This is a genomic window from Propionimicrobium lymphophilum DSM 4903, assembly GCF_000423485.1.
GTDB classification, from domain to species: Bacteria; Actinomycetota; Actinomycetes; order Propionibacteriales; family Propionibacteriaceae; genus Propionimicrobium; species Propionimicrobium lymphophilum.
This window is the reverse complement of sequence record NZ_KE384026.1, coordinates 110,189-132,885: the sequence shown is the minus strand read 5'-3', so window position 1 is coordinate 132,885 and position 22,697 is coordinate 110,189. Positions and strand designations below refer to the sequence as shown.

The window sequence follows — 22,697 nt, the reverse complement described above, 5'->3', positions numbered from 1 at the left end:
TACTTGAGTGGTGGATTTGCACTCCAGAAGGGGCAGCAGGTTAGCTCCGCACAGGTTGAGGGAGCATACTGGCTACATGCCAGCTAAATTCGCTCCGAAACCGCGCTGCCCATTGCGCCCGGACGATTACTGCAGTCTGTGCGTTCCAGGAGCAAACGGCCCGCAAGATTGCGGGCTCGTCTATCTGGTTATGAGCGATCCTGAAGCGCGCGAGATATACGCTAAAAAACGCCGCGAGCGGCAGGCCAGGCTGCGTGCAGAGAAGGCAGTACGAAAGCAAGATAAGGCAGGCTAGCCCTCGTCGATCAGCAGCGGAACCATCATCTCAGCAGAAGTTAGCGAGCCATGCTGTCCCACTAGGTTGAACTCTCTAGGCTGGGCAAGAGTCATAAGTGAATAATCGTATTTAGCGGCCACCAAAACATCGCCGATGCGGTCGCTAACGTTAGGCGCCACCTCGCCAAACCAGCCATCCTCAATGGCTTCCTGTTTGGTGTAAACCTTTGCCCTATCGCCCAGCGCCTTGGCCCAGCGAGCAGCTACATCGGATGGATAATCCGTGTAGAGCTGACGCATCCTGCCCTCGCCAGCCACCATATCCACTTCGCTTGTCAGGCCGGGTATGTCTTCAATGACTATTTGATGACGCTCGGGGACGTCGACCATCCCGTGATCGCCAGTCACCATCAGGCAGACGTCTGACGGAAGGGCGTTCCGCAACGATTCGAGGTATTCATCGATCTGGTCGAGAACCTGACGCCACTCCACCGAAACGCATCCGTAGCCGTGCCCGGTGTGGTCAAGCTCCCGCTCATACAAGTAAACGAAGCTTCGCTGACCCTCCGCAGCCGCAGAAACAGCCATCTCGATACGTTCGTCGCGGGGTTCGTCGTCAATGTATCCCCAAAATTTTGCCCCGCGCTGGGCGCAACCGGTCAAGCCACTGTCGACGAAATGGTCGATAGAAACGTTGCTCACCGCCACCCCGGATGAGGCCATCTTCTCGAACCAGGTTTTACGTGTTTGAACCTTCTTTGGCTCAAGATCCGTATTCCAAATGAGCGGATTGACGTTCTCACCAGCCAACCGGAAAGTGTAACCCACAATGCCGTGTTGGCCCGGGGTTACGCCCGTGCCTAGCGTAGTCAGCGATGTGGCAGTGGTGCTCGGCAAAGCGCAAGTTAACTTTCGAGCCGAAGGCAGCAGGCTACCCAAGTAAGGAACCCTGTCCCTACTGTTATGCAGCAGCTCGTAGCCGAGCCCGTCGACAAGCACGAGGACGTACCTTTTTACGTGCGGGAGCCCAAGCACATCCACCGCATCTGCCCAATCAGGGGCAATGTGGCTGGCTATGGCCGGCAGCACATCAGCTAAAGTCGACCTCCCATAGTTTGGTCGGACGAAAGCGTAACTCATCGCACTCTCCTCTGCAGTTGCGTAGCGAAGTGTACTAGACGCTCGACTTCTTCCTGGCCATCAGCTGCCGGGCTCATCCGAATGACCATGTCCTCGGAGGAGCTAACGCCCGTATAGCCATGATCAGCTTCGCAGGCCGGATCCGAACAGCCCGCCGGTTCAAGATCGATTCTACGAGTCGTTCGCCACCCGAGGGTCAACCAGGTCTCGACCAAATGCGGAGCGAACATCTCAGGATGCTGGCTAGCATCCGGACGCATCCGCTGATTAACAACCCGCGTTAGAGTTACCGCCCCTAAATCTCGCAGCGGAACCGAATCTACGGAGCTCGTGGCGCTGATCCCCCGCGCTTCGTCGGCTACCTCATCCGTGTGGCAGCAGAGCAGACGCGAAGGCGTTAACACCAGAACAGTCATGTGCCGCCCCAGGGAATCGTGGGCAAAAGTCGGCTCGTAATGAACCAAGAACTCGGCTATCGCCTCGTCACCCAGCGATGAATAGACCGATTCCAGGATCAGCGAGGGGAAGAAGCCACGGCCAACGATTGCCTCTCGCAAATCGCTTTTATGCACAGAATTATCGCTGCTGAACGGTTCCACAATGCCTATCTTGCCATGCTGAGCGGGTAGTGTGAGGAATCATGAAACATCGTCGAAGTCTGCAGCTTCGCGTTCAGGACGCATTCACAAAGTTCATGAATCGCCACTTACGCAAACACGATTGGAAACCCCAGATCGTTCCGTTCACCGGATACGGCACGGCCGACCATGTTCGCGTACTTGCGCGCGTAGTTTTAAGGCCCTCGAAACCCAAGTCTCACTTGGGGATGTATGCGGAGCAGTTTCTCAACCAGCGCGGTTGGCGAAACTTTTTCAGGATTCCCGTGCCGGGCTTTCCCGTCACCATCGAGGCCGGAGAGCACACCATTCACGCGCGAACCGACCACGCGGGATACATAGATCTTCATGTCAAGCGTCCTGGGTTAGAGCCAGGCTGGCACAATATCGCGCTCGAAAGTGCAGAATGCAAGACGATGATGGCGCCGGTGCAGGTAGTGTCGGCCGACGAAACATTCGGGATCATCAGCGATATCGATGACACGATTATCTCTACATGGCTACCCCGTCTTTTCTTAGCTGCCTGGAACTCCTTCGTGATGACTGAGGGGAACCGTCAGGCGGTGGCAGGAATGGCCAGAATGTATCAGAAGCTGCTAGACGATCATCCGGGCGCGCCGCTCGTCTACGTCTCGACTGGATCTTGGGATACGCTGCCTTTCTTGAATAGGTTCATGAAGCGTCATGGATTCCCCAAGGGGCCGATGCTTCTTACTAATTTTGGGCCTAGTCAGACGGCATGGTTCCGCAACGGACGCGACCATAAACGCTACTCTTTGTTCGAGTTGGCACGGGATTTCCCGAACATCTCGTGGCTGTGCGTAGGCGACGATGGTCAACACGACCCGATGCTCTACCGACAATTCTCGGAGCTGATGCCAGACCGCGTCAGAACCATCGCCATCCGAGAGCTATCGCAAACGGAGCAGATTCTTGCGCACGGTTCCACCACGATGCTTGCCGACAACAAGGACGCGCTTTGGAAGCCAACCATGGTTCCGGAGCTGAGCGGAGAAGACGGCGACGAACTGCTGTTGCAGTTGCAAGAGCAGAAGGACAAGGAGAAAAACTAGGTGGCAAAGAATTCCACGCCTGTTCAGGACGAAGACGAACGGATCATGGATGTAAACGTCTCCAACGAGATGGAGACGAGCTTCCTTGAATACGCCTACTCAGTCATCTACTCCAGGGCCCTGCCCGACGCCCGCGACGGCCTAAAGCCGGTGCAGCGACGAATTCTGTACATCATGCGCGAGATGGGTTTGCGCCCAGATAAACCGCACATCAAATGTGCTCGCGTGGTTGGCCAGGTCATGGGTCTGTTACACCCGCACGGCGATACCGCCATCTACGACGCGCTAGTTCGTTTGGGCCAGAACTGGGCTATGCGCCTTCCATTCATAGATGGCCACGGCAACTTTGGCTCGCTAGATGCTGGCCCTGCGGCTTACAGGTACACCGAGTGCCGTCTCGCTCAGCCGGCGCTTGCCATGACCGAAGGCCTGGAAGAAGACGCGGTCGATTTCCGACCGAACTACGACGGTAAGGAAACAGAACCGGCTGTTCTTCCCGCCGCGATCCCTAACCTGTTGGTCAACGGAGCCACGGGCATCGCCGTTGGCATGGCCACTAACATGGCTCCGCACAACCTCATCGAGGTGGTCGGCGGCCTTAGATACCTGCTGAAGAATCCAGACGCTGAACTCGACGAGTTAATGCGGTTCATCCCTGGCCCCGACTTCCCCTCCGGAGGAAAAATCGTCGGCCTCAAGGGGGTCCGCGATGCTTACGAGACGGGGCGCGGTTCTCTGAAGCAGCGCGCCACGACCCGAATCGAGCAAGTGACGGCTCGTCGTAAAGGCATCATCGTCACTGAGCTGCCTTATATGGTCGGCCCCGAGAAGATCATCGAGCAGATCAAGCAGTTGGTTCAGAAGAAGCGCATCAAGGGCATCTCTGATGTGAAGGATCTGACTGACCTTGAACACGGCACCCGCCTAGAGATCACCGTAAAGAACGGCATCAATCCCGATGCTCTTCTAGAGCAGTTGTTCAAGATGACGAAGCTCGAAGATAATTTCGCCATCAACAATGTGGCACTGGTAGAGGGCCAGCCGCGCACGCTGAACCTTAAGCAAATGCTCCAGGTTTATCTCGATCATCGCTTGGACGTCACGTTGCGCCGAGCGAAGTTCCAGTTGAATAAGGCTACCGAGCGGCTGCACCTGGTAGAGGGCATGTTGTTGGCGATCGTGGACATTGACGATGTCATCGACATCATCCGTTCTTCGGAAGATGTCGCCGAGGCCCGCACAAGGCTAATTGAGGCTTTCGAGTTGAGCGAGGCCCAGGCCAACTACATTTTGGATCTACAGTTGCGCCGTCTCACCAAACTGTCGAAGCTGGAGCTCGAAGCAGAGCAAGACGAGCTGCTAAAGCGAATTGCCGAGTTGAACGAGCTGATAAACGACGAGGGCAAGCTAGCCGAAAAGGTTAGCGACGATCTGAGCGAAGTAGCCAAGAAATACGGCACGCCTCGCCGCACGGTTCTGCTGGAGGATTCCGGCTCTCAGGTTAGCGCCGCTACCCCGCTGGAAGTCCCCGATGACCCCTGCTTGGTGATGCTCGGCTCGACTGGGCTTCTTGCCAGAATGGAATACGAAGAAGACAAGCTGCCGTCGCTTGAGGGACAAAGGGCAAGACACGATGCGATTATTTCTTGTGTGAGAACAACCGCAAGAGGTGAGTTTGGTCTGCTAACGAATACCGGACGCCTGTTGCGCGCCCAGGCTATCGAGTTGCCAACTGTTCCTGTCACCGCTCAGGCACCAAACTTGCAGGGTGGTTCCAGGGTGCAAGAACTATACCCGCTCGAATCGAACGAAGAGGTAATCGGCCTTTGCCGCATCACCGAAGAAGGCCTAGGTCTAGCGGTTGGCACGGCCAACGGCGTCGTCAAACGGGTAACGCCGAGCGTCCTCACCAAGGATGACTGGCCGATCATCACGCTAGAAGATGGCGATAGCTTGGTCGGAGCTCTCGAACTTAGCGACGAGAAACAAGATTTGGTGTTCATCACCTCTGACGCTCAGCTTCTCCGATTCGAGGCGGCAAAGGTTCGTCCCCAAGGTCGAGCAGGTAAAGGTGTGGCAGGCATCAAACTTGCCGCCAAGGCGAAGGCGATCTGGTTTGGTGCTGTTCCTGCCGACGACTCGGTTGTCGTCACCGTGTCCGGATCTTCCGATTCTCTTCCGGGAACGGAATCGGGCAGCATTAAGGTCAGCGAGTTCGACGAGTTCCCGACAAAGGGTCGTGCAACGGGTGGGGTCCGCTGTCACCGATTCCTCAAGGGTGAAAATGTTTTGCTCCTAGCTTGGGCTGGAAGCAAACCTGTCGTAGCATCAGCAAGTTCGGGCTCCCCGATCGACCTGCCTCCTGCCACAGGAAAGCGCGACGGCTCTGGAACTCCGAATCCCCAGCCGATCGCAGCTATCGCTAGCAAGAAACTAGATTTCGCCTAGCCCGCGACTAAAGACGAAAGAGCAAAAATGAGTGAAGATAAATACGCCTACCTGGATCAGCCCGAGAGCGTAAAAAACTGGTTGGTTCGCCTGTTAAAGGGCATCCTCGTGGGAATCGGTTTCATCCTCCCGGGACTTTCGGGCGGCGTTCTTGCGGTCATTTTCAAGGTCTATGACCCAATGATCCGTTTCCTCGCTAAGCCTTTCCACCGATTCGGACGCCAGGTTCGCTACTTCTTGCCAATCGGAATCGGCGCATGCATCGGAATTCTGCTGTTTTCGATCGTGGTTGCTGCGGCGTTTGGCAGGTTCGCGCCTCAGTTCATCTGCCTGTTCATCGGATTCGTGATTGGCACTTTCCCCTCGCTATTCCGAACCGCCGGTAAGCAGGGTCGCAAGCCACTTCACTGGGTGATCATGTGTATCTCGGCTTTGTTTATCTTTGCTCTGATGATTTGGGGAGGAAACATTGCTTTGAACGTGACCCCGAACATCCCGGTCTGGTTTGGTTCGGGCGCCCTGATCGGTCTGGGCGTAATCGTTCCGGGCATGAGCCCCTCAAACTTCCTGATTTACTTCGGCCTGTACGACAAGATGGCTGAGGGCATCAAGGGCTTCGATATGGGCGTGATCATTCCGCTTTTCATCGGCCTTCTCGCCTGCGTCCTGCTTCTTGCTAAGGCAGCGGCATGGGCGTTCGATAACTACTACGCGGGCATGTATCACGCGATTCTTGGCACTGTTATTGGTTCTTCTGTAGCTATCTTCCCGACCGTCGTATTTCCGGCTTTCACCGAATCGGGCCTAACCGAAATGGGCCTTTCGATGCCTGTAGCAGTGATATTCGCGTTGCTCATGTTGGCGGCTGGTGTCGTCGCCTCTCTAGCATTCAGCAAGCTCGAAGATAAGGTCTCAGACGAGCGCGAAGCAATCGACGCAAGCGCCTAAATTTTCGATCGGTTGACCGTGTGGTTACACAAACTTGGTTCCAAGCCGGTACGGTGCTTTCGTGACCTCTAAAAGCTTCGAAGCACGTACCGCGCTAGGGACTAAGACTCCTGCATCCAAGCGAAGGATAGTTAGCTGGGCGATGTGGGACTGGGGAACTCAGCCCTTCAACACGGTGATTACTACCTTCGTTTTCAGCGTTTACATCACTAGCGCTGCATTCGGAGATCCGAATACCACTAGCCAGGCGCTTTCTATTTCCACCGCCCTAGGCGGCATTTTCATCGCTCTGGCTGCTCCTGTTTTGGGCCAAACGGTAGATCGTTACGGTAAAACCGTCACGGTTCTGAAGTGGTTGACCTGGACCCTAGCGGCGATTTCTGCTGGCTTGTTCTTTGTAAGACCAGAGCCTTCATATCTGTGGCTAGGCTTGGGGCTTCTTGCTTTGGGGTCTGTAATCAGCGAGATCGCATCGGTCAGCTACAACGCCCTACTAGATGATGTCGCCGGCGAGCGCAACGTTGGGCGCGTGTCTGGATTCGGCTGGGGAATGGGCTATCTGGGCGGCATCGTCGTGCTTTTGCTGCTTTACTTCTGCTTCATCTCCCCCGAAGTTGGACTGTTCGGCGTCACTAGCGAAAATGGGATGAATATCCGAGTCTCCATGGTTGTTTGCGGCTTGTGGACTCTACTTTTCACGATTCCAACGTTCCTAGCACTTAAAGACAATCCGGGCAAAGCTCCGATCAAGATCGCCGGTGTGGATGAACTGAAACGACGCAAGCCTGCGTTCGTCTGGGCTTGGTTCGCCCCCGTGTATGCCTCATACCGCGAGTTGGTGCGCACTATTTCCAGGCTCTGGAGGATCAGCCGTCACACCGTCTACTTTTTGATTGCCTCCGCGCTATTCCGCGATGGTTTGGCAGGCGTTTTTGCCTTCGGCGCCGTAATTGCCGCAGGCACGTTCGGATTGTCTCCCGGCGAAGTTATCATCTTCGGAGCCGCTGCCAACATCATCGCTGGCATCGCCACGATCGGGTTTGGTTTGCTCGACGACAAGCTCGGTCCGAAGACCGTGATCATGATTTCTCTGGGCTGCCTGGTTGCATGTGGAACGATAATTTTCTTCTTCCACGACGCGGGCAAGAATCTCTTCTGGGTTGCCGGCCTGGTTATGTGCGCGTTCGTCGGACCTGCGCAATCGGCGTCTAGGAGCTTCCTAGCCAGGCTGATCCCTGAGGGAAAGAGCGGCGAGATATTCGGTCTCTATGCCACTACGGGACGAGTCGTATCGTTCCTCTCCCCGACTCTATTCGGGCTGGCCATCGGGCTCGGCGCGCTGATCACTGGCGGCAGGAACACCCAGTATTGGGGAATCCTGGGCATCGTCGTAGTGCTAGCTGTGGGCATGGCAGTTATGGCCGCCGTCAAGCAGCCAGAAAAACACAGCGTTTAGGCGTCGATCTGATCGTTGCTTAGCGAGTAGGCGCCGTCCACGATGAAGTCCCTACGCGGAGCGACTTCGCTTCCCATGAGCCTTTCAAAAGTCTCCGCGGCCTGTATTCCGTCGTCGATGGTAAGGCGACGCAGCAACCGGTGCCGCGGATTCATGGTGGTGTCTTTTAGCTGGTCGGCGTCCATTTCACCAAGGCCCTTGTAGCGCTGCGGCTCCTTAAACTTGAGCCCCTTCTTCGTTAGCTCTGCGAGCTTGCGCTGATATTCGGGATCCGAATACGTGTAGATGTATTTGTCCATACCTTTTTTGGGGTTGGTCAACTCGAATCGGTGCAGCGGCGGAACAGCTGAATACACCTTTCCCGCCGCCATCATCGGGCGCATGTACTTGAAGAACAACGTCGCCAAAAGGCAGCGAATGTGCGCGCCGTCGGAGTCAGCATCCGCCATAAAAATGACTTTGCCGTAGCGTGCGGCGTCGAGATCGAAGCTCTTCCCCGAGCCAGCGCCAACAACCTGAATGATCGAGGAGCACTCCGCGTTCTTTAGCATGTCTGCAAGAGATGCTTTCTGAACGTTTAGGATCTTGCCACGAATCGGTAGTAGCGCCTGGAATTCGGAATTCCTGGCGAGGTTAGCGGTACCCAGAGCCGAGTCGCCCTCCACGATGAAAAGTTCGCAGCGGTCGACGTCGTTGCTTCGGCAATCCTTAAGCTTGGGTGGCAAAGAGGAGTTCTCCAGCGCTGTCTTACGGCGCTGCACCTCGCGCGAATGCCTTGCCGCTACCCTGGCTCGAGAAGCATTTACGACCTTCTCCATGACCGTTCTGGCCTGCGGACGCTCGCTGGGTTTGTTAGAGGTCAAGAACTTACCAAGCTCGGCTTCTACAACGCTTGCTACCAACCTAGAAACCGGCGGCGTGCCCAACACTTCCTTAGTCTGGCCCTCGAACTGCGGCTCAGGGAGTTTGACCGTCACGACCGCCGTCATGCCCTCCAAGACATCTTCTTTAATGACGTTGTCGCTGGATTTGAGCAGCCTGGTGCCTTCCAAGGAGTTGTTGAAGGCCCGCAGCAAGCCACGCTCGAAACCGGTTACGTGCGTTCCGCCCTTCGGAGTGGCGACGATGTTCACGAAAGAACGAGTCAGCGTGTCGTACTGGTTGCTCCAGCGCACTGCGATGTCGATGTCCAGGTCTCGAACGACGTCCTGTGGCGTCATGGACCCGTTCTTGTCGAGCACCGGAACTGTCTCTTCGAACTGGGCACTGCCCTGCAGACGAAGAATGTCGGTTACGGGCTCGCTTTCGCTCAGATAATCGACGAATTCAGTGATGCCACCCTCGTGGCGGAAGAATTCTTCGACTGGCTCTTCTGGACGCGAATCCGTCACCCTCAGGGCTAGGCCTGGCACCAAGAAACTGGTCTGACGTGCCCTATTAACTAGTTTCTCGATGGAAAGCTCAGCGTCTTTCAAGAAGATCTGTCGATCGGGCCAGTAGCGTACGCGCGTACCGGTCTTTTTCTTGGCAACCTTGCCGACCTTGCGCAGCCCATGACTTGGTTTGAACTTTGCATCGGGGCCTTCGCCGTCGAACTCGCCGGGCACACCGCGTTGAAAGCTGATCTGCCAGGTTGCTCCGTCACGATCCACCTGAACGTCGAGTCTTGAACTAAGAGCGTTTACCACTGATGCACCAACGCCGTGCAGACCGCCCGCAGCGCCATAGTTTCCAGTGCCGAACTTACCGCCTGCGTGTAGCTTGGTGTAAACGACTTCGACACCAGTCAGGCCGGTGCTTGGCTCGACATCGACTGGAATGCCTCGGCCATTGTCCGAGACAAAGATGGAACCATCGGCCCGTAGCTCCACTGCGATTTCTTCGCCGAAGCCAGCCAAGGCCTCGTCGACCGCGTTGTCGATGATCTCCCAGAGGCAGTGCATTAGGCCCCGCGTATCGGTAGACCCGATATACATTGCGGGGCGTTTACGGACGGCCTCCAGCTCTTCCAGAACAACTAGGTTCTTGGCTCCGTACGAGTTGTTTTTAGCGTTTGGCACACCGCGACTTTACCCGCTCTGTGTCGCGGACTCGAATATTTAGGCTTCCCGCGAGTCTAATCACATTAAGATTTTCTCCATGGCAAAGATCATCGTTACCCATCCACAAATCGACGAGTGCCTTGAAAATCTGCGCGCAAATCACGAGGTTATCGGCGGCAAAGAGTTCATGAGCGCCGACGAGCTTGCAGAACAGATCGTAGATGCCGATGCTCTGCTTTCTGGGCTTTCGGATCGGTTGGATGCAAAGATGTTGTCTAAGACGAAAAACTTAAAGGTCATTGGCCAGTGCGCTGCCGGTTTCAACAACATCGACATGAACGCTGCCAAGGAAGCTGGAATCGTCGTTACCACCACGCCTGGTGTCCTATATGAGTCCACCGCTGACTTGGCGTTTGCCTTGTTACTCTCGGCCACCCGCCGCATGGGAGAAGCTGAACGACACGTTCGCGCCCGAAAGCCGTGGCGCTACGACCACACATTCATGCTTGGAAAGTGCATCCAGGGCGCGACGCTCGGAATCATCGGTCTCGGTCAGATAGGCGAGGCCATGGCAAGACGAGGCGCCGCCTTCGGCATTAATATCATCTATACCGCTCACAGCGACAAAGACACCACGGCCATCGATTCAATCAACCCGAACACGTCCCCCACTAAACGAGTCACCACCGAGGAATTGATCGCACGATCGGATGTGATTTCACTGCATTGCCCGCTCACCGACGAGACCCGCCACATTCTCGATAAAGATGCCTTTGGAAAGATGAAGTCCGGCGTTTACATCGTCAACACGGCGAGAGGCGCTTGCATTGACGAACGTGCTCTGGTTGAGGCGCTCAAGTCCGGGAAGGTGGCAGGTGCCGGCTTGGACGTTTACGAGAACGAACCCCTTATTGAGGAGGAACTCTACGGGATGGAAAACGTGGTGCTTCTCCCCCACATTGGCTCCGCGGCGACCAAGACCAGGATTAGCATGACTGCACTTTCCGTTGAAAACATTGAGCTTGTTCTATCAGGCAAGGAGCCCAAAACTCCGGTTACTCGATGAGGCAATAGCAACCGAATAGAGAACGCCTGGTTGTTTTGTTTACCTGGCCAAGTATTGTTGGGAACAAGTTGAACCGAAATGTAGTTCTACCTACGTAAGGGCTGAACGAAGGATTGATATAGATGCTTACCGATGTGAGGGAAGAAAAGCTTACTGCTGCCGACCGTTGCGACCGTTGCGGCGCCCAGGCATACGTGCGGGTGACGCTTCCATCCGGCGGTGAACTAATGTTCTGCGCACACCACGCGCGCGCCCACGAGGACAAGCTGCGCCAGGTTGCAATCAGGATTCAGGACGAAACCGCAAAGGCAAATATCTAAATAAAGCTTCATTAATTAGGCGTCATGAGCCCATCAGGCTCGTGACGCCTAATTTTTATAATGTCCGGCTTACGATGTAGCCGTGGCTATTGAAACATTGGCTTTTCTGCCGCGTCCAAGCACATGGCTATGACACCAGAGCGCCACACGATGGTCCATTTTGAACAGCTTATGAACGACCGCGGCACCGACCACGGAAAGATGTTCGCCCGTCAGCCTTTTGCCAAGCCATTCGATTACGAGCTCGCCAAAGCCTTCATCGATTACCAGCTAGAAACAAAGAAAGACGTCACGAGTTTCTGGCTGCCGAAAGAAAAATGATTCGTCAGCTGCCTTTCCCCGCTTTTGGTTCTTGAAAAATGTCTGCTCGCCCCATGCAGAAAAGATTTTCTTATCCTGCGACCTCATGAAACCTCGGGGGATATTTTCCCTTTACGAGTGTTAAAATAGTTTCGACGGGAAGGAAAAATCAACATTTCTAGACGCCCCCTGTGCGCCTAGATGGAAGAAGACAATTCATGAATTTTAGCAAGAAGAGCCACGGTCTAATTGTCGCCAGCGGGTTAAGTTTTCTGCTGGCTTTTTCGCCGATGGGCTCAGCATTCGCTGAAGAAACCAGCACAGAAGAGGCAGCAAACGTCGTGGCAGCAGGAACTGATCCTGCAGCTAAAAACCTGGAAGAGACTAGAAATTACACAAACCCGGATCTCTCTGTTTTGCCAGACAACGTTAACTGGGATGGCGAACGCGAAGGTCTAGGATCCGTAAACACGTTTGATGGGGCCGTCAAGCTACCAAACACTTCCACTCCTTACACGGTTGTGGACACCAAGAAATTCCCCGGAACTGATGGCCCGCTGATTGGCAACGCCGACGAATTCGGCTGGGATTTGAATAACGGCGCTGTAAGCATTTCGAAGGAAGGCAAGGCCTACACCAACGGAACAGGTGAATCGGGAATAATTAATCCCGAGAGCAAGAAGAACATCCTCTGGTTGGGCCAGTATGCACCGCAAGGCGAGACAAGCAAACCGAATGAAGCCACGCCAGCTAGCAAACAGGAAAAAGAAGCGTCCATCGTTAAACGCTTCTACCACAATTGGGGTCTACCTCTGGACAAACTGAAATTCTCCGTGGAAGAAGGCGACTTCTGCCAATACAAGAGCGGCCACAAGCTCTACTGGGCATGGGAGAATTGCGACACCGAAGGTGTTGATCCTTCTACAAAGACGCACTTCACGAGCCACATCAACGAAGGAATCGGCCGCTACAGGATGATGGGCCGCTACACGTTCGGAGATGGCTCATACCGTCAGACCGATTTCGTGTACAGCGTTTCCCCGCATTTCAACGTTGGCGTTAAGCAGGCTGTCGACGTAACCCCAGGAAGCGAGATCGTGATCACTCCTTCTTGGGTTTCCAACGGCAACGCAAACGGAACCGACCAGCTTCAGTTGCGCATCTACGATGCAACGGGCAAGCAAATCTCCGACTTCCCCTACTGGTCTACTGATCGTCCCGTGATGCTGTACAAGGGTTCCACCAACCGGCCAGAAGTCGGCACGCAGGGATTTGTTTGGAAAGTGCCAGAAGGCGTTACTCGAATTTTCACTACTTTCAGGCAGGCAGACGAAACAGCTGATCACACCGGGCTAGCCGATAAGAGTGCCGTCGCCTTAACCGGGTTTACTGGCGCTACCGTGACGACTGGATCACACCTGACCATGGCCGCTGCTGCGACTAACGATCCTGCTAAGCAGATCGTCAACAAGCCGTTTGACTTTGAGCTTGTCGTAACCAGCGATGGTTACGCCGCTACCGCTAACGGTGAATTCTCCGCGGAGCTCCCCCAGGGTGTCACTGCTGAGTCCGTTGTGGTCAAGACTGCCGACGGCAAAGAGGTTGCGGGAACAATAAAGGACGGCAAGATCGTCGTTCCGCTGTCCAAGATGAACGTCGGCGATAAGGTTACCATCCTTCTCAAGGGCATTAAGCTTCCAGTCGCACAGAAGTGGAATCTGTTGAACCCGGTGCTGTCGTACAACACCTTCGCGCTTAATGGAGGCTACACAGACGCTGCCGAGTTCACCGACTCATTCCACATCGTCCACCCGTACACGATCTCTCTAACAGCTCAGCCCGTTTCTACTGTTGACCAGGGCACTCAGACCGACCCTACGGACACCGCTGACCAAGGAACCCAAACCGAACCAACCGACACCACCGGCGGAGCTGCAAACCAAGAATCTGACAAAAAGGCCGAGGCCGCAGATCAAAATGCTGCACAAGCCAAGCCCGATTCGAACGTTGCAAAACCTGCTGAACCAGCAAAGGCAACGAAGGGCAAGAAGCGTGTGGCAAAGTCTAAAGGACTTCCCACTACCGGTTCAGGCTCTCTAGGTGCCATCGGCGTTGCAGGAGCAATACTGCTTGCTGGAGCTACCGTGGCAGCTACTCGCCGCAACAGGAAGAACTAGTAGCTACAAAAAATAATTGATAAAGGCCCAGGGCTGATTACTCTTGCCCTGGGCCTTTGTCATGTCCTGGCTTTAGGCATTCGGTTAATTACGCATTTTCCTAGGCTTTTTTGCTGCAAGAAAAATGGAGGGCAAGATTTCCTTACCCTCCATTGCTAATTGCCTGCTCGCCTTATCACTCCAGGTAGTCGCGCAGAATTTGCGAACGAGACGGGTGACGCAGCTTACTCATCGTCTTCGACTCGATTTGACGAATACGCTCACGCGTGACGCCATAAACCTTGCCGATCTCGTCGAGAGTCTTCGGCTGGCCATCGGTCAGACCAAAACGCATCGAAACCACACCTGCTTCGCGCTCGGAGAGCGTGTCTAGGACATCGTGCAGCTGCTCCTGCAGCAGGGTGAAGTTCACCGCGTCTGCCGGAACGATAGCCTCGGAGTCCTCGATCAGATCACCGAACTCAGAGTCGCCGTCCTCGCCCAGCGGGGTGTGCAGTGAGATCGGCTCGCGACCGTACTTCTGCACCTCGACAACCTTTTCGGGAGTCATGTCGAGTTCTTCAGCCAGCTCTTCAGGATTGGGCTCGCGACCAAGATCCTGCAGCATCTGGCGCTGGACTCGAGCCAGCTTGTTGATGACCTCAACCATGTGGACCGGAATACGGATTGTGCGAGCCTGATCGGCCATCGCACGAGTGATCGCCTGCTTAATCCACCAAGTTGCGTAGGTGGAGAACTTATATCCCTTTGCGTAGTCGAATTTCTCAACTGCACGGATAAGGCCCAGGTTGCCCTCCTGAATCAGATCAAGGAAGAGCATTCCACGCCCGGTGTAACGCTTAGCAAGGGAAACAACCAGTCGAAGGTTAGCCTCGAGCAGATGGTTCTTGGCATCTTGACCATCTTCGACGATCCACATGTAATCGTCGATATCTTCAGGTTTCACGTCGCCGTTGCTGACGGATTCCTCGGCGAATAGCCCAGCCTCGATGCGCTTGGCAAGGTCGACCTCTTCAGCGGCATTAAGCAAGGCAACCTTGCCAATCTGCTTCAGGTAGTCCTTAACCGGGTCCGCAGTGGCACCAGCAGTGACTACCTGCTGCGCGGGCTCATCGGCGTCGTCCTTATCGGAGAGACTGAAGCCCTGTTCCTCGTTGATCTTCGCCTCGTCCTTCGCGGCCTCGGCGGAATCGAACTTGGAATCATCGACATCGTCTAGGGAACGCTTCTCACCGCCGACGGTAACGACCAACTCGTCACCTTCCCGCTTGACGGTGACAGACTTACCGCCGCCAAAGTTCTTGGCGACCTCCTGCTCGTCGTCCTCTTCTTCGAAGTCATCCTTTAGATCATCTGCGAGGTCGCTTTCAACATCAACCTCGTCGTCGAGCTCATCCTCGTTTACGTCCTCGGGCTCAGCGACTTCGTCGAGTTCAATTTCGTCTACTTCTTCGGTTTCTACCGGCTTTACTTCTGCCTCTTTAGCCTTAGAAACCGCAGTCTTCTTGGCTGCCGGCTTCTTTGTAGCAGTCTTCTTAGTGGCAGGCTTCTTGGCCGCTGTGCTCTTACTGGCGGTCTTCTTGGGTGCGGAAGTCTTAGTCTTCGAAGTCGAACGAGCAGCAGTCGTTTTCTTCTTGGGAGTTTCCGCGCTCTGCGTTTTAGATGCCGAAGCCGTGCTCTTTTTCTTTGCAGTGGAACTGGCTTTAGCTGCAGAAGCCTTTGTGGTGCTTGGCGACACTAACGTGACCTTCCAAATCTGTTACAATATCCGGCGAAAAACATTCGGGCAGGCTAGAGACCTACCACGTCTATCTATTGTGGCACCTGGTACCAAATTTCTAGCCCCCAAACGAGCCGAAGACTGCGACTAGAGGCAGATTTTTAGAAAATTATAACTATACCTGTGACATAAAACACGCACACTGATACGCCAGAGGTCTGATTGTTGCCAAATTGAGAAACAAATCCGGAACTTTTCGCGTTGCAGCTACTGAACCTAATAGCTGTAAACAGTTTGGCTTTAGATAGATATTCATTTCGATATTAGGAGGCACGTCCATGAGTTCCAGAGCCCGTGCACGCAATACAGAAGGCATCGATGGCAAAGACTCCGTTGGCCTTTACTTGGAAGCCATCGCCAAGACTCCTCTCCTTACAGCCGAGGAAGAGGTCTCGCTGGCGCGCCGCATTGAAGCTGGCTTGTTCGCCCGCAAAATTCTCGATGGCACCGCTGAGACAAGCGTCAAAGCCACACAGGAAGAGCTGTTAGAGGTTGCTCAGGACGGACAAACCGCCATGCAGCACTTCACCAGAGCAAACCTTAGGCTCGTGGTTTCCGTTGCTCGCCGTTACGGACGTTCGCAGATGCCGCTCCTAGACTTAGTTCAGGAAGGCAACACCGGCTTGATCCGCGCCGTCGAGAAGTTCGACTACGCGAAAGGTTTCAAATTCTCCACTTATGCGACCTGGTGGATCAGGCAGGCAATTAGCCGCGGCATCGCTCAGCAGGGACGTGTCGTGCGCCTTCCGGTTCATGTGGCTGAGCAGGTTAACCAGATTGCTGCGGTGCGTCGCAACTTGGAGCGCGAGTTGGGACGCGAACCAGAGATCTCAGAGATCGCAGAGGAACTGAATCTCGAGGAGGGTCGAGTTATCGACCTCATTCGTTACTCCCGCGAGCACGTCAGCCTGGATGCTCCGGTCGAGGAAGAGGGCGACACCTCTTTGGGCGACTTGATTGCCAGGGAGACCTCCCCCGGTCCTGACGAAGTTGTGCTCAGTCAGGAGGACCGCGATCGCCTTGATCATCTCCTGGAGAACCTGGATGAGCGTTCCGCAGACGTCGTTCGTAGGCGCTACGGACTGTTGGATGGCCGCCAGGCCAAACTCTCCGATATCGGTCAGGTCTGGGGCATCACCGCGGAACGCGTACGCCAGATCGAACGCGCCGCGTTGAATGTGCTTCGCGAGAAAACTGCTGTTCCCGTCGGATAGTTCTCTTAGATACAAATAATGCGGTGGCTTTTAGCCACCGCATTATTTACTTTTCTAGGCCTTTAAAGATTCGAGTTCTTCGGCCTGCTCGAGAACTGCGTCAACAATCCTTTCGTCGTCGATCTTCAGCCACTTGCAGACATTCTCGACCGCCTCATCGAGCTCTCCCGACACTAAGGGCTTCAACTCATCGGCGCCGGCGTCTCCGATCGGAGCACCAATTCCGCGCAGGTGCAGCACCCATGCTGCAACCGCACGAGTCGCACCTGTGGCCACGGTTCCGTCCTTAATGAGTCCCTGAATCGTCGGGACGATCCGGATAGGCAACTTCTGCGTGCCGTCATTGGCAATCTGGGCTAGCAGATGCTTGATGCGAGGGTTCTTGTACCTTTCGATGAGGGCGTTGCGGTAGTCCTGAATCTCTTTCTGCGGAAGCGGTAGCTGCGTTGCGGCGTTATCCCACCACTCCTCTACCCAGCCTCGAACACGCTCGTCGCAGATGGCGTCGTAAACGGTTTCGTGGCCAAGAATAGAAGCCGCATACGCCATTAGCGAGTGCGAACCGTTTAGCAGGAACAACTTGCGCATTTCGTGAGGAACAACGTCATCGACGAACTTAGCGCCCATCGTTTCCCACTTGGGACGACCTGCCTTAAACTCTCCGGCCAGCACCCACTCTGCGAACGGTTCAGTGACCACAAGGCCTTCGTCTCGGATACCAGTTTCTTCGGCTACACGGTCGCGATCTTCATCAGTTGCTCGGGGCGTGATCCTATCAACCATGGTGGTGACGAATCCCACGTTCTGATCGATCCACTCGAGCAACGATTGGTCTACCTGCTCGGCAGCCTGACGAATGATGCGCTCGGCCATTTCGCCGTTTTCAGGAATGTTGTCGCAAGGAACGAAAGTGATAGGACCAGCATCTGCGTTGCGGCGAGCCAGCAGCCCTCGAATGAACTTTCCTGGCCCGGTGAAGACCGGAGATTCCAGATCCCCACTCTTCAATAGCTCGATGTCCTTCTTTACCAATTCGTCGTTGAGGTCGAGGTTACCTTCGTTGTCACGGCAGTAACCGGCTTCGGTGATAGTCGATGTCACGATCGCCACCTTGGGATCAGCGAATAGCTTGGTCCACGCCTCGTGCTCGTGCGAACGATAGGTGTGAGATACCGAACTCATCACCTCAACCTTGTCCCCATCAGGGTTCTGGATGCACAACTGGTAAAGACCTTCTTGAGCATCCAGTGCGTCGTCTCTGGGAGATTCGCGCGGCTCAAGCGTCGTCCGTCCAGCGAACCCGGCTATGCCCCACTCGTCGGCGTCCTCAGCGTGTTCGGTATACCAGGCCTGATGAGCGCGAGTGAAGTTACCGATTCCTAGGTGAATGATTCGGGTCGGGGCCGCCGGGCGGCCGTGGTCTTTACGGTTTAACTTGCTCACAGATTGAACACCTTCTTTGGTTGATCTACGACCAGGCGCCTTGCCTGCTCGATTGCTTCGTCTTCATCGAGGCGATGAGTAGCCACAAGCGACGCCAGGTGAACCGCATCAAGGCGACGAGACATGTCGTGTCTAGCGGGAATGGAACAGAATGCTCTGGTGTCGTCGATCATGCCGGACGTGCGGCTGAAACCGGCCATTTCCGTAACGGACTGCTTGTATCTGAGAATGGACTCCGGAGCGTCGATGAACCACCAGGGAACGCCTATGTAGAGCGACCTGTAGTAGCCAGCAAGAGGCGCAATTTCGCGGCTAAACACGTCCTCATCCAGCGTGAACAGCACCAACTTTAGATTCGGGTGGTTACCGAACTTGGCGAGGGCTGGCTGCATAGAGCGAGTCACCTCGAGAGCGTAAGGGATATCGCCGCCAACGTCAGCCCCGTATTCATCGAATGCTTGTGGGTCGTGGTTCCTGACCACCGCCGGATGCAATGTCATCGTTAGGCCGTCTTCACTGGCCATCCGGATCTGGTCTACCAGCAGAAAACGCCTTAGTTCCGTCGCCTGGGCAGGACTAATTAACGAGGTTCGGGCCAACTGATACAGATTTTCCGCCGTCGCCCTATCTACGACGTTGGTTTGCAGGTCGGCGTGTGAGTGATCCGTGCTGATCGCGCCGTTTTCTTTGAAATACGCCCGGCGGTTCTCCATCGCTTCAGTGAATCCCGAAAGAGTATCGACGCTAACCTCAGAAACTTCTCCGAGACTGTTTACCAGCTCATTCCAATCTGCTCGCCCAGGCTCAAGATATTTATCGGGACGGAAGGTTGGAACGACACGATGTTTGGAGCTGAACTCCTGGTTAGCGTGGATCGCCTGGTGATCGGCCAGGTCGTCACAAGGGTCATCGGTTGTTGCAATGAATTCGATGTTGAATTTGTCCATCAGCTCGCGTGGGCGATGCGCTTCGTCGTCTATCCAGCCCTGGATTTGGTCGTATATTACGTCCGCCGTTTCGGGGCTAGGACGCTCGGTAACACCAAAAATGCCTACCAACTGGTCCGCCATCCAGTAACGCATCGCTGTGCCGTTGTAATCGCTCCAATGTGCGCAGAATGTCCGCCAGGCGTTGCGATTATCTTCCTCAGACATCTCATCGCGGCCGACACCCAGCTGCGACAATTCGACGCCGTTAGCGTGCATGATTCGATTGATGTAGTGGTCTGGGGTCAGCAAAAGCTGGGCAGGATTTCCGAATGAAGTATTCTCGCTGAACCAACTCGGCGGCACATGCCCGTGTGGAGAAATGATGGGCAGGTCTTTTGTTGTCGAATAGATCCGGCGGGCTATCTCTCGTTGAGTTGACTCTGCCGGAAATAGGCGATCTTCATTCAGTGTCAGTTTTGGCATGTACCCAATTCTGATTGGTTTTTAGTTCAGCTGGGCCATGTTGCCAGTTATTGCTGGGCCTACCTGAGCCTTGCGTTACGGGTATCGATTCGAGTGCGCCGAATCGGGCCAGTCGACTCGCGAACAATCAGCTTCATTGGGAGCACGACCGAGTTGCTCGGTGGCAGCCTGGCGGGTTCCTTGTTGATCAAAGCCAAAGCGATCTTGGTTGCGCCCTCGCCTAGCTGCGCTAGCGGAGCCGCGACCGTGGTCAGGCCAGGGGTGACAAGATCGGAGGCGAAAGTATTATCGAAACCAATGACAGACAGATCACCAGGAACAACGAACCCAGCATCCTTTGCGGCACGGCTCAGGCCGATCCCGATCATGTCGTTGTAGCAGATAGCCGCGCTAACGCGCTGTTCCATGACCCGCTTGAAGACGCTGTAGCCGCCCCTTACTGTAGGCGCTACGGGACCGATCTTGTGATCAATCAGTTCCAGCTCAAAACAACCCTCGCGGAACGCCCGCCAGCGCGCTCCGTCGGCCCAGGAAGCGGAGGGCCCTGCCACGTAGCAAACCCTGCGGTGGCCCATTTCTGCCAGGTGCTCAAGAGCCCTGCGCATTCCCCGCGCATTATCCGTGGTGACACACGGTAGGCCAGCCACCATTCGGTTCAAAACGACAGTCTGCACTTCTTTTGCGACGCTGCGAAGCGCAGTGTCGGAAACCCTCGAGGTAGCGATGATCAGACCGTCAAGGACAGGAGAAGTGCGCTCGTGAAGTTGACGTTCCAGGTCTGAGGACTCTTCCGTGTCCACCAAAAGGATCGAGTATCCGCGTTTGTTAGCTACATGCTCGGCTCCACGAATGATGCTGAAGAAAAACGGGTTCGTAACGTCTGTCACTGCAACACCGATAAGCTTGGTTTTGGAACTAGGAACTGTGCGGGTAACCTGCTCGGTCCGATAACCGATTTCTGCAGCTACCTGGTGAATCTTTGCGGCCGTCTTACTGCTCACACGCCCGGGGCGAGAAAAGGCTCGTGACACCGTGGAAGGGCTCACACCCGCAGCTTCAGCAACGTCGTATATCGTTGCCGGCTTGTCATCCTCTGACCTTCGTTGCGTCATTTTCTCATCATACCCCTAGATAATGAACAGTTCGAGCATCTCATGATTATCAAGTCTTGTTGCCACTATGGCAACCTTTTATTTACTTTAGTTAGGAAACAAACGACAAATATCCGCAGGCTAAACATTTCTGGATATAGCGTTGAGCCAAAGCAGCGGAAGCAGACCGCGCCAGAAGTTTTTAAGGAGAAACATGTCGATGCAAGCAGCACAGGGGCGGGGAAAGGCCAATATCGGCGTCGTCGGAATGGCCGTCATGGGTTCCAACCTGGCTCGTAACCTTGCACACAAGGGCTACACGGTGGCGCTGTTTAACCGGTCCCCCGAAAAGACGCGAAAGGTCTTCGCCGAGCACGGTCACGAGGGCAATTTCATTCCAGCAGAAACTGTCCAAGAGTTTGTTAACTCAATCGAGCGTCCGCGTTCAATCATTCTTATGGTCAAAGCTGGCAAGGCTACAGACGCCACCATCGAACAACTGATGCAATACCTTGATGAGGGCGACATCATCATGGACGGTGGAAACTCCCACTTCCGTGACACCATTCGTCGGGAGAAGGAAGTTTCTGAAAAGGGCTTCCACTTCGTCGGCACCGGCATTTCTGGCGGCGAATACGGAGCTCTTACTGGTCCGTCGATAATGCCTGGCGGCACACCCGAAAGCTACAAGACCTTGGGCCCGATGCTCGAAGATATTTCCGCACACGTCGGTGACGAGCCTTGCTGCACATGGATCGGCCCGAACGGTGCCGGCCACTTCGTCAAGATGATTCACAACGGAATCGAATATTCCGACATGCAGGTCATCGGTGAGGCATACGAGCTGCTTAAGGGCGCTGGCCTTAGCACCGATAAGATCGCTGATATCTTCGCCGAATGGAACGAAGGTGAGCTGAGCAGCTATCTAGTGGAGATCACCGCCGAAGTTCTTCACCAGAAGGACCCACAGACAGGCAAGCCGCTGGTTGATGTAATCAAGGACCGGGCTGGCATGAAGGGCACCGGAACTTGGACTGTCGTCACCGCTCTCGAACTAGGCGTTCCGGTCAACGGAATTGCAGAGTCTGTTTTCGCTCGCGCCACTAGCAGCCACGACGATCTCCGCAAGGTTGCTCAGGCGTCGTTGAAGGGCCCTGATCGCAAGGTACAGGTCGAAGATGTAGATGCTTTCGTTGAGCAGGTGCGACAGGCGCTCTGGGCATCGAAGGTTGTGGCCTACTCCCAGGGTTTCGACGAGATTCGTACGGGCGGCATCGAATTCGGCTGGAATATCTCTGTGGCTGATTGCGCGAAGATCTGGCGCGACGGCTGCATCATCCGCGCGAAGCTGCTCAAAAACATCTCGCAGGAATACAGCGCTGATCCCGATCTTGTTTCGCTTATGTGCGCTCCCTCAATCGCGCCAAAACTGGACGAGTACCAGAACTCTTGGCGTGAGGTAGTTGCTATCGCTGCCCGTTCGGGTGTCGCAGCACCCGTGTTCTCTAGCTCGCTGGCCTACTACGACATGGCACGCGCGCCCAGGGTAAATGCGGCTGTAACTCAGGGCCTGCGTGACTTCTTCGGCTCACACACTTACGAACGTGTGGACGCCCCGGGCCACTACCACCTGGACTGGAGCGGAGACCGCAGCGAAATAAAAACCAGCGACGAATAATATATTTACGCTTGAAATTAAATCTCAAGCCGGCTTTTGGGTTAGGTAAAAAAATATTTTGCCTAACCCAAAATGCCTACAAAAATCATCATTACATTTTTTGAAAGCACTCTTTCCACTCATTCTCACCCTAACTCTCAAGCCAGGATTCATGTTTTCGCCCCCCCCCTTGACAGCAGTGCAGAACGATAAGTTACAGTAGGTGCTGGATTTCTT

The 22,697-nt window shown here is 54.9% G+C and carries 18 protein-coding genes; 11 read left to right on the top strand and 7 right to left on the bottom strand.

Going from position 1 to position 22,697, the window contains the following annotated elements:
- The first annotated feature begins 76 nt into the window (after nt 1-76).
- A complete protein-coding gene (locus tag G556_RS0108115; RefSeq protein WP_036916242.1) occupies nt 77-295 on the top strand; it encodes a DUF6767 domain-containing protein in 219 nt (72 codons plus the stop codon).
- Here the strand turns inward: G556_RS0108115 and G556_RS0108110 are convergent.
- Nucleotides 292-1,416: an alkaline phosphatase family protein gene (locus tag G556_RS0108110; protein ID WP_028822410.1), complete on the bottom strand. Its 1,125-nt coding sequence runs from the start codon at nt 1,414-1,416 to the stop codon at nt 292-294. The genes G556_RS0108115 and G556_RS0108110 overlap by 4 nt on opposite strands.
- Nucleotides 1,413-1,988, bottom strand: coding sequence for a DUF5998 family protein (locus tag G556_RS0108105; protein ID WP_016455838.1), 576 nt, complete (start codon nt 1,986-1,988; stop codon nt 1,413-1,415). Before G556_RS0108105 ends, G556_RS0108110 begins: the two co-directional genes overlap by 4 nt.
- 68 nt (nt 1,989-2,056) lie before the next feature.
- On the opposite strand from G556_RS0108105, the gene G556_RS0108100 reads away from it, so the two are divergent.
- The 4 genes from G556_RS0108100 (at nt 2,057) to G556_RS0108085 (ending at nt 7,958) form a co-directional block, all read left to right on the top strand.
- Nucleotides 2,057-3,106 (top strand): App1 family protein phosphatidate phosphatase, encoded by a 1,050-nt coding sequence (locus G556_RS0108100; protein WP_016455837.1) that lies wholly within the window; start codon nt 2,057-2,059, stop codon nt 3,104-3,106.
- A 45-nt stretch (nt 3,107-3,151) separates the two neighbouring features.
- A complete protein-coding gene (locus tag G556_RS10705; RefSeq protein ID WP_233418215.1) occupies nt 3,152-5,554 on the top strand; it encodes a DNA gyrase/topoisomerase IV subunit A in 2,403 nt (800 codons plus the stop codon).
- A 27-nt stretch (nt 5,555-5,581) separates the two neighbouring features.
- Entirely contained in the window at nt 5,582-6,502 is a 921-nt protein-coding gene (locus tag G556_RS0108090; RefSeq protein WP_016455835.1) for a DUF368 domain-containing protein, read from the top strand.
- 61 nt (nt 6,503-6,563) lie between these two features.
- A complete protein-coding gene (locus G556_RS0108085) occupies nt 6,564-7,958 on the top strand; it encodes an MFS transporter (protein ID WP_028822409.1) in 1,395 nt (464 codons plus the stop codon).
- Here G556_RS0108085 and G556_RS0108080 read toward each other — a convergent pair.
- Nucleotides 7,955-10,018, bottom strand: coding sequence for a DNA gyrase/topoisomerase IV subunit B (locus G556_RS0108080; RefSeq protein ID WP_028822408.1), 2,064 nt, complete (start codon nt 10,016-10,018; stop codon nt 7,955-7,957). The genes G556_RS0108085 and G556_RS0108080 overlap by 4 nt on opposite strands.
- A 79-nt stretch (nt 10,019-10,097) precedes the next feature.
- Between G556_RS0108080 and G556_RS0108075 the strand changes: the two genes are divergently transcribed.
- The 4 genes from G556_RS0108075 to G556_RS0108060 all read left to right on the top strand — a co-directional run bounded on the left by G556_RS0108075 (nt 10,098) and on the right by G556_RS0108060 (nt 13,863).
- A complete protein-coding gene (locus G556_RS0108075) occupies nt 10,098-11,066 on the top strand; it encodes a 2-hydroxyacid dehydrogenase (protein ID WP_028822407.1) in 969 nt (322 codons plus the stop codon).
- A gap of 122 nt (nt 11,067-11,188) precedes the next feature.
- Nucleotides 11,189-11,386, top strand: a complete 198-nt coding sequence (locus G556_RS0108070) for a DUF7455 domain-containing protein (protein ID WP_016455830.1) — start codon at nt 11,189-11,191, stop codon at nt 11,384-11,386.
- A gap of 129 nt (nt 11,387-11,515) precedes the next feature.
- On the top strand, nt 11,516-11,707 hold the full coding sequence (locus G556_RS10700) for a hypothetical protein (protein WP_211219453.1): 192 nt from the start codon (nt 11,516-11,518) through the stop codon (nt 11,705-11,707).
- Between the two features lie 197 nt (nt 11,708-11,904).
- The gene (locus tag G556_RS0108060; protein WP_155941788.1) at nt 11,905-13,863 is read left to right on the top strand and encodes a hypothetical protein; all 1,959 of its coding nucleotides are present in this window, start codon (nt 11,905-11,907) and stop codon (nt 13,861-13,863) included.
- A gap of 175 nt (nt 13,864-14,038) precedes the next feature.
- Here the strand turns inward: G556_RS0108060 and G556_RS0108055 are convergent, their stop codons facing one another.
- On the bottom strand, nt 14,039-15,601 hold the full coding sequence (locus G556_RS0108055) for an RNA polymerase sigma factor (RefSeq protein WP_028822405.1): 1,563 nt from the start codon (nt 15,599-15,601) through the stop codon (nt 14,039-14,041).
- A gap of 320 nt (nt 15,602-15,921) precedes the next feature.
- On the opposite strand from G556_RS0108055, the gene G556_RS0108050 reads away from it, so the two are divergent.
- Nucleotides 15,922-16,857 carry a sigma-70 family RNA polymerase sigma factor gene (locus G556_RS0108050; protein ID WP_016455826.1) on the top strand — a complete coding sequence of 312 codons (936 nt, stop codon included), beginning with the start codon at nt 15,922-15,924 and terminating at the stop codon, nt 16,855-16,857.
- 54 nt (nt 16,858-16,911) lie between these two features.
- Here G556_RS0108050 and G556_RS0108045 read toward each other — a convergent pair whose 3' ends face one another.
- The 3 genes from G556_RS0108045 to G556_RS10695 are packed head-to-tail and all read right to left on the bottom strand — an operon-like array spanning nt 16,912 to nt 20,824.
- The gene (locus G556_RS0108045; protein ID WP_028822404.1) at nt 16,912-18,300 is read right to left on the bottom strand and encodes a mannitol dehydrogenase family protein; all 1,389 of its coding nucleotides are present in this window, start codon (nt 18,298-18,300) and stop codon (nt 16,912-16,914) included.
- Complete coding sequence (uxaC, locus tag G556_RS0108040; RefSeq protein WP_028822403.1) at nt 18,297-19,712, bottom strand: glucuronate isomerase; 1,416 nt, start codon at nt 19,710-19,712, stop codon at nt 18,297-18,299. The genes G556_RS0108045 and uxaC overlap by 4 nt, the downstream gene beginning before the upstream one ends.
- A 59-nt stretch (nt 19,713-19,771) precedes the next feature.
- Nucleotides 19,772-20,824: a LacI family DNA-binding transcriptional regulator gene (locus tag G556_RS10695; protein ID WP_036916240.1), complete on the bottom strand. Its 1,053-nt coding sequence runs from the start codon at nt 20,822-20,824 to the stop codon at nt 19,772-19,774.
- A 193-nt stretch (nt 20,825-21,017) separates the two neighbouring features.
- On the opposite strand from G556_RS10695, the gene gndA reads away from it, so the two are divergent.
- Nucleotides 21,018-22,481, top strand: a complete 1,464-nt coding sequence (gene gndA / locus G556_RS0108030) for an NADP-dependent phosphogluconate dehydrogenase (protein ID WP_028822402.1) — start codon at nt 21,018-21,020, stop codon at nt 22,479-22,481.
- Nucleotides 22,482-22,697 lie beyond the last annotated feature (216 nt).

Excerpts from the sequence above, each read along its gene's own strand:
- G556_RS10705 (WP_233418215.1), top strand. The coding sequence starts at position 3,152 with ATGGATGTAAACGTCTCCAACGAGATGGAGACGAGCTTCCTTGAATAC.
- G556_RS0108110 (WP_028822410.1), bottom strand. The coding sequence starts at position 1,416 with ATGAGTTACGCTTTCGTCCGACCAAACTATGGGAGGTCGACTTTAGCT.
- G556_RS0108050 (WP_016455826.1), top strand. The coding sequence starts at position 15,922 with ATGAGTTCCAGAGCCCGTGCACGCAATACAGAAGGCATCGATGGCAAA.
- G556_RS0108100 (WP_016455837.1), top strand. The coding sequence starts at position 2,057 with ATGAAACATCGTCGAAGTCTGCAGCTTCGCGTTCAGGACGCATTCACA.
- G556_RS10695 (WP_036916240.1), bottom strand. The coding sequence starts at position 20,824 with ATGACGCAACGAAGGTCAGAGGATGACAAGCCGGCAACGATATACGAC.
- gndA (WP_028822402.1), top strand. The coding sequence starts at position 21,018 with ATGTCGATGCAAGCAGCACAGGGGCGGGGAAAGGCCAATATCGGCGTC.
- G556_RS0108115 (WP_036916242.1), top strand. The coding sequence starts at position 77 with ATGCCAGCTAAATTCGCTCCGAAACCGCGCTGCCCATTGCGCCCGGAC.
- G556_RS10700 (WP_211219453.1), top strand. The coding sequence starts at position 11,516 with ATGACACCAGAGCGCCACACGATGGTCCATTTTGAACAGCTTATGAAC.
- G556_RS0108075 (WP_028822407.1), top strand. The coding sequence starts at position 10,098 with ATGGCAAAGATCATCGTTACCCATCCACAAATCGACGAGTGCCTTGAA.
- uxaC (WP_028822403.1), bottom strand. The coding sequence starts at position 19,712 with ATGCCAAAACTGACACTGAATGAAGATCGCCTATTTCCGGCAGAGTCA.
- G556_RS0108060 (WP_155941788.1), top strand. The coding sequence starts at position 11,905 with ATGAATTTTAGCAAGAAGAGCCACGGTCTAATTGTCGCCAGCGGGTTA.
- G556_RS0108090 (WP_016455835.1), top strand. The coding sequence starts at position 5,582 with ATGAGTGAAGATAAATACGCCTACCTGGATCAGCCCGAGAGCGTAAAA.
- G556_RS0108070 (WP_016455830.1), top strand. The coding sequence starts at position 11,189 with ATGCTTACCGATGTGAGGGAAGAAAAGCTTACTGCTGCCGACCGTTGC.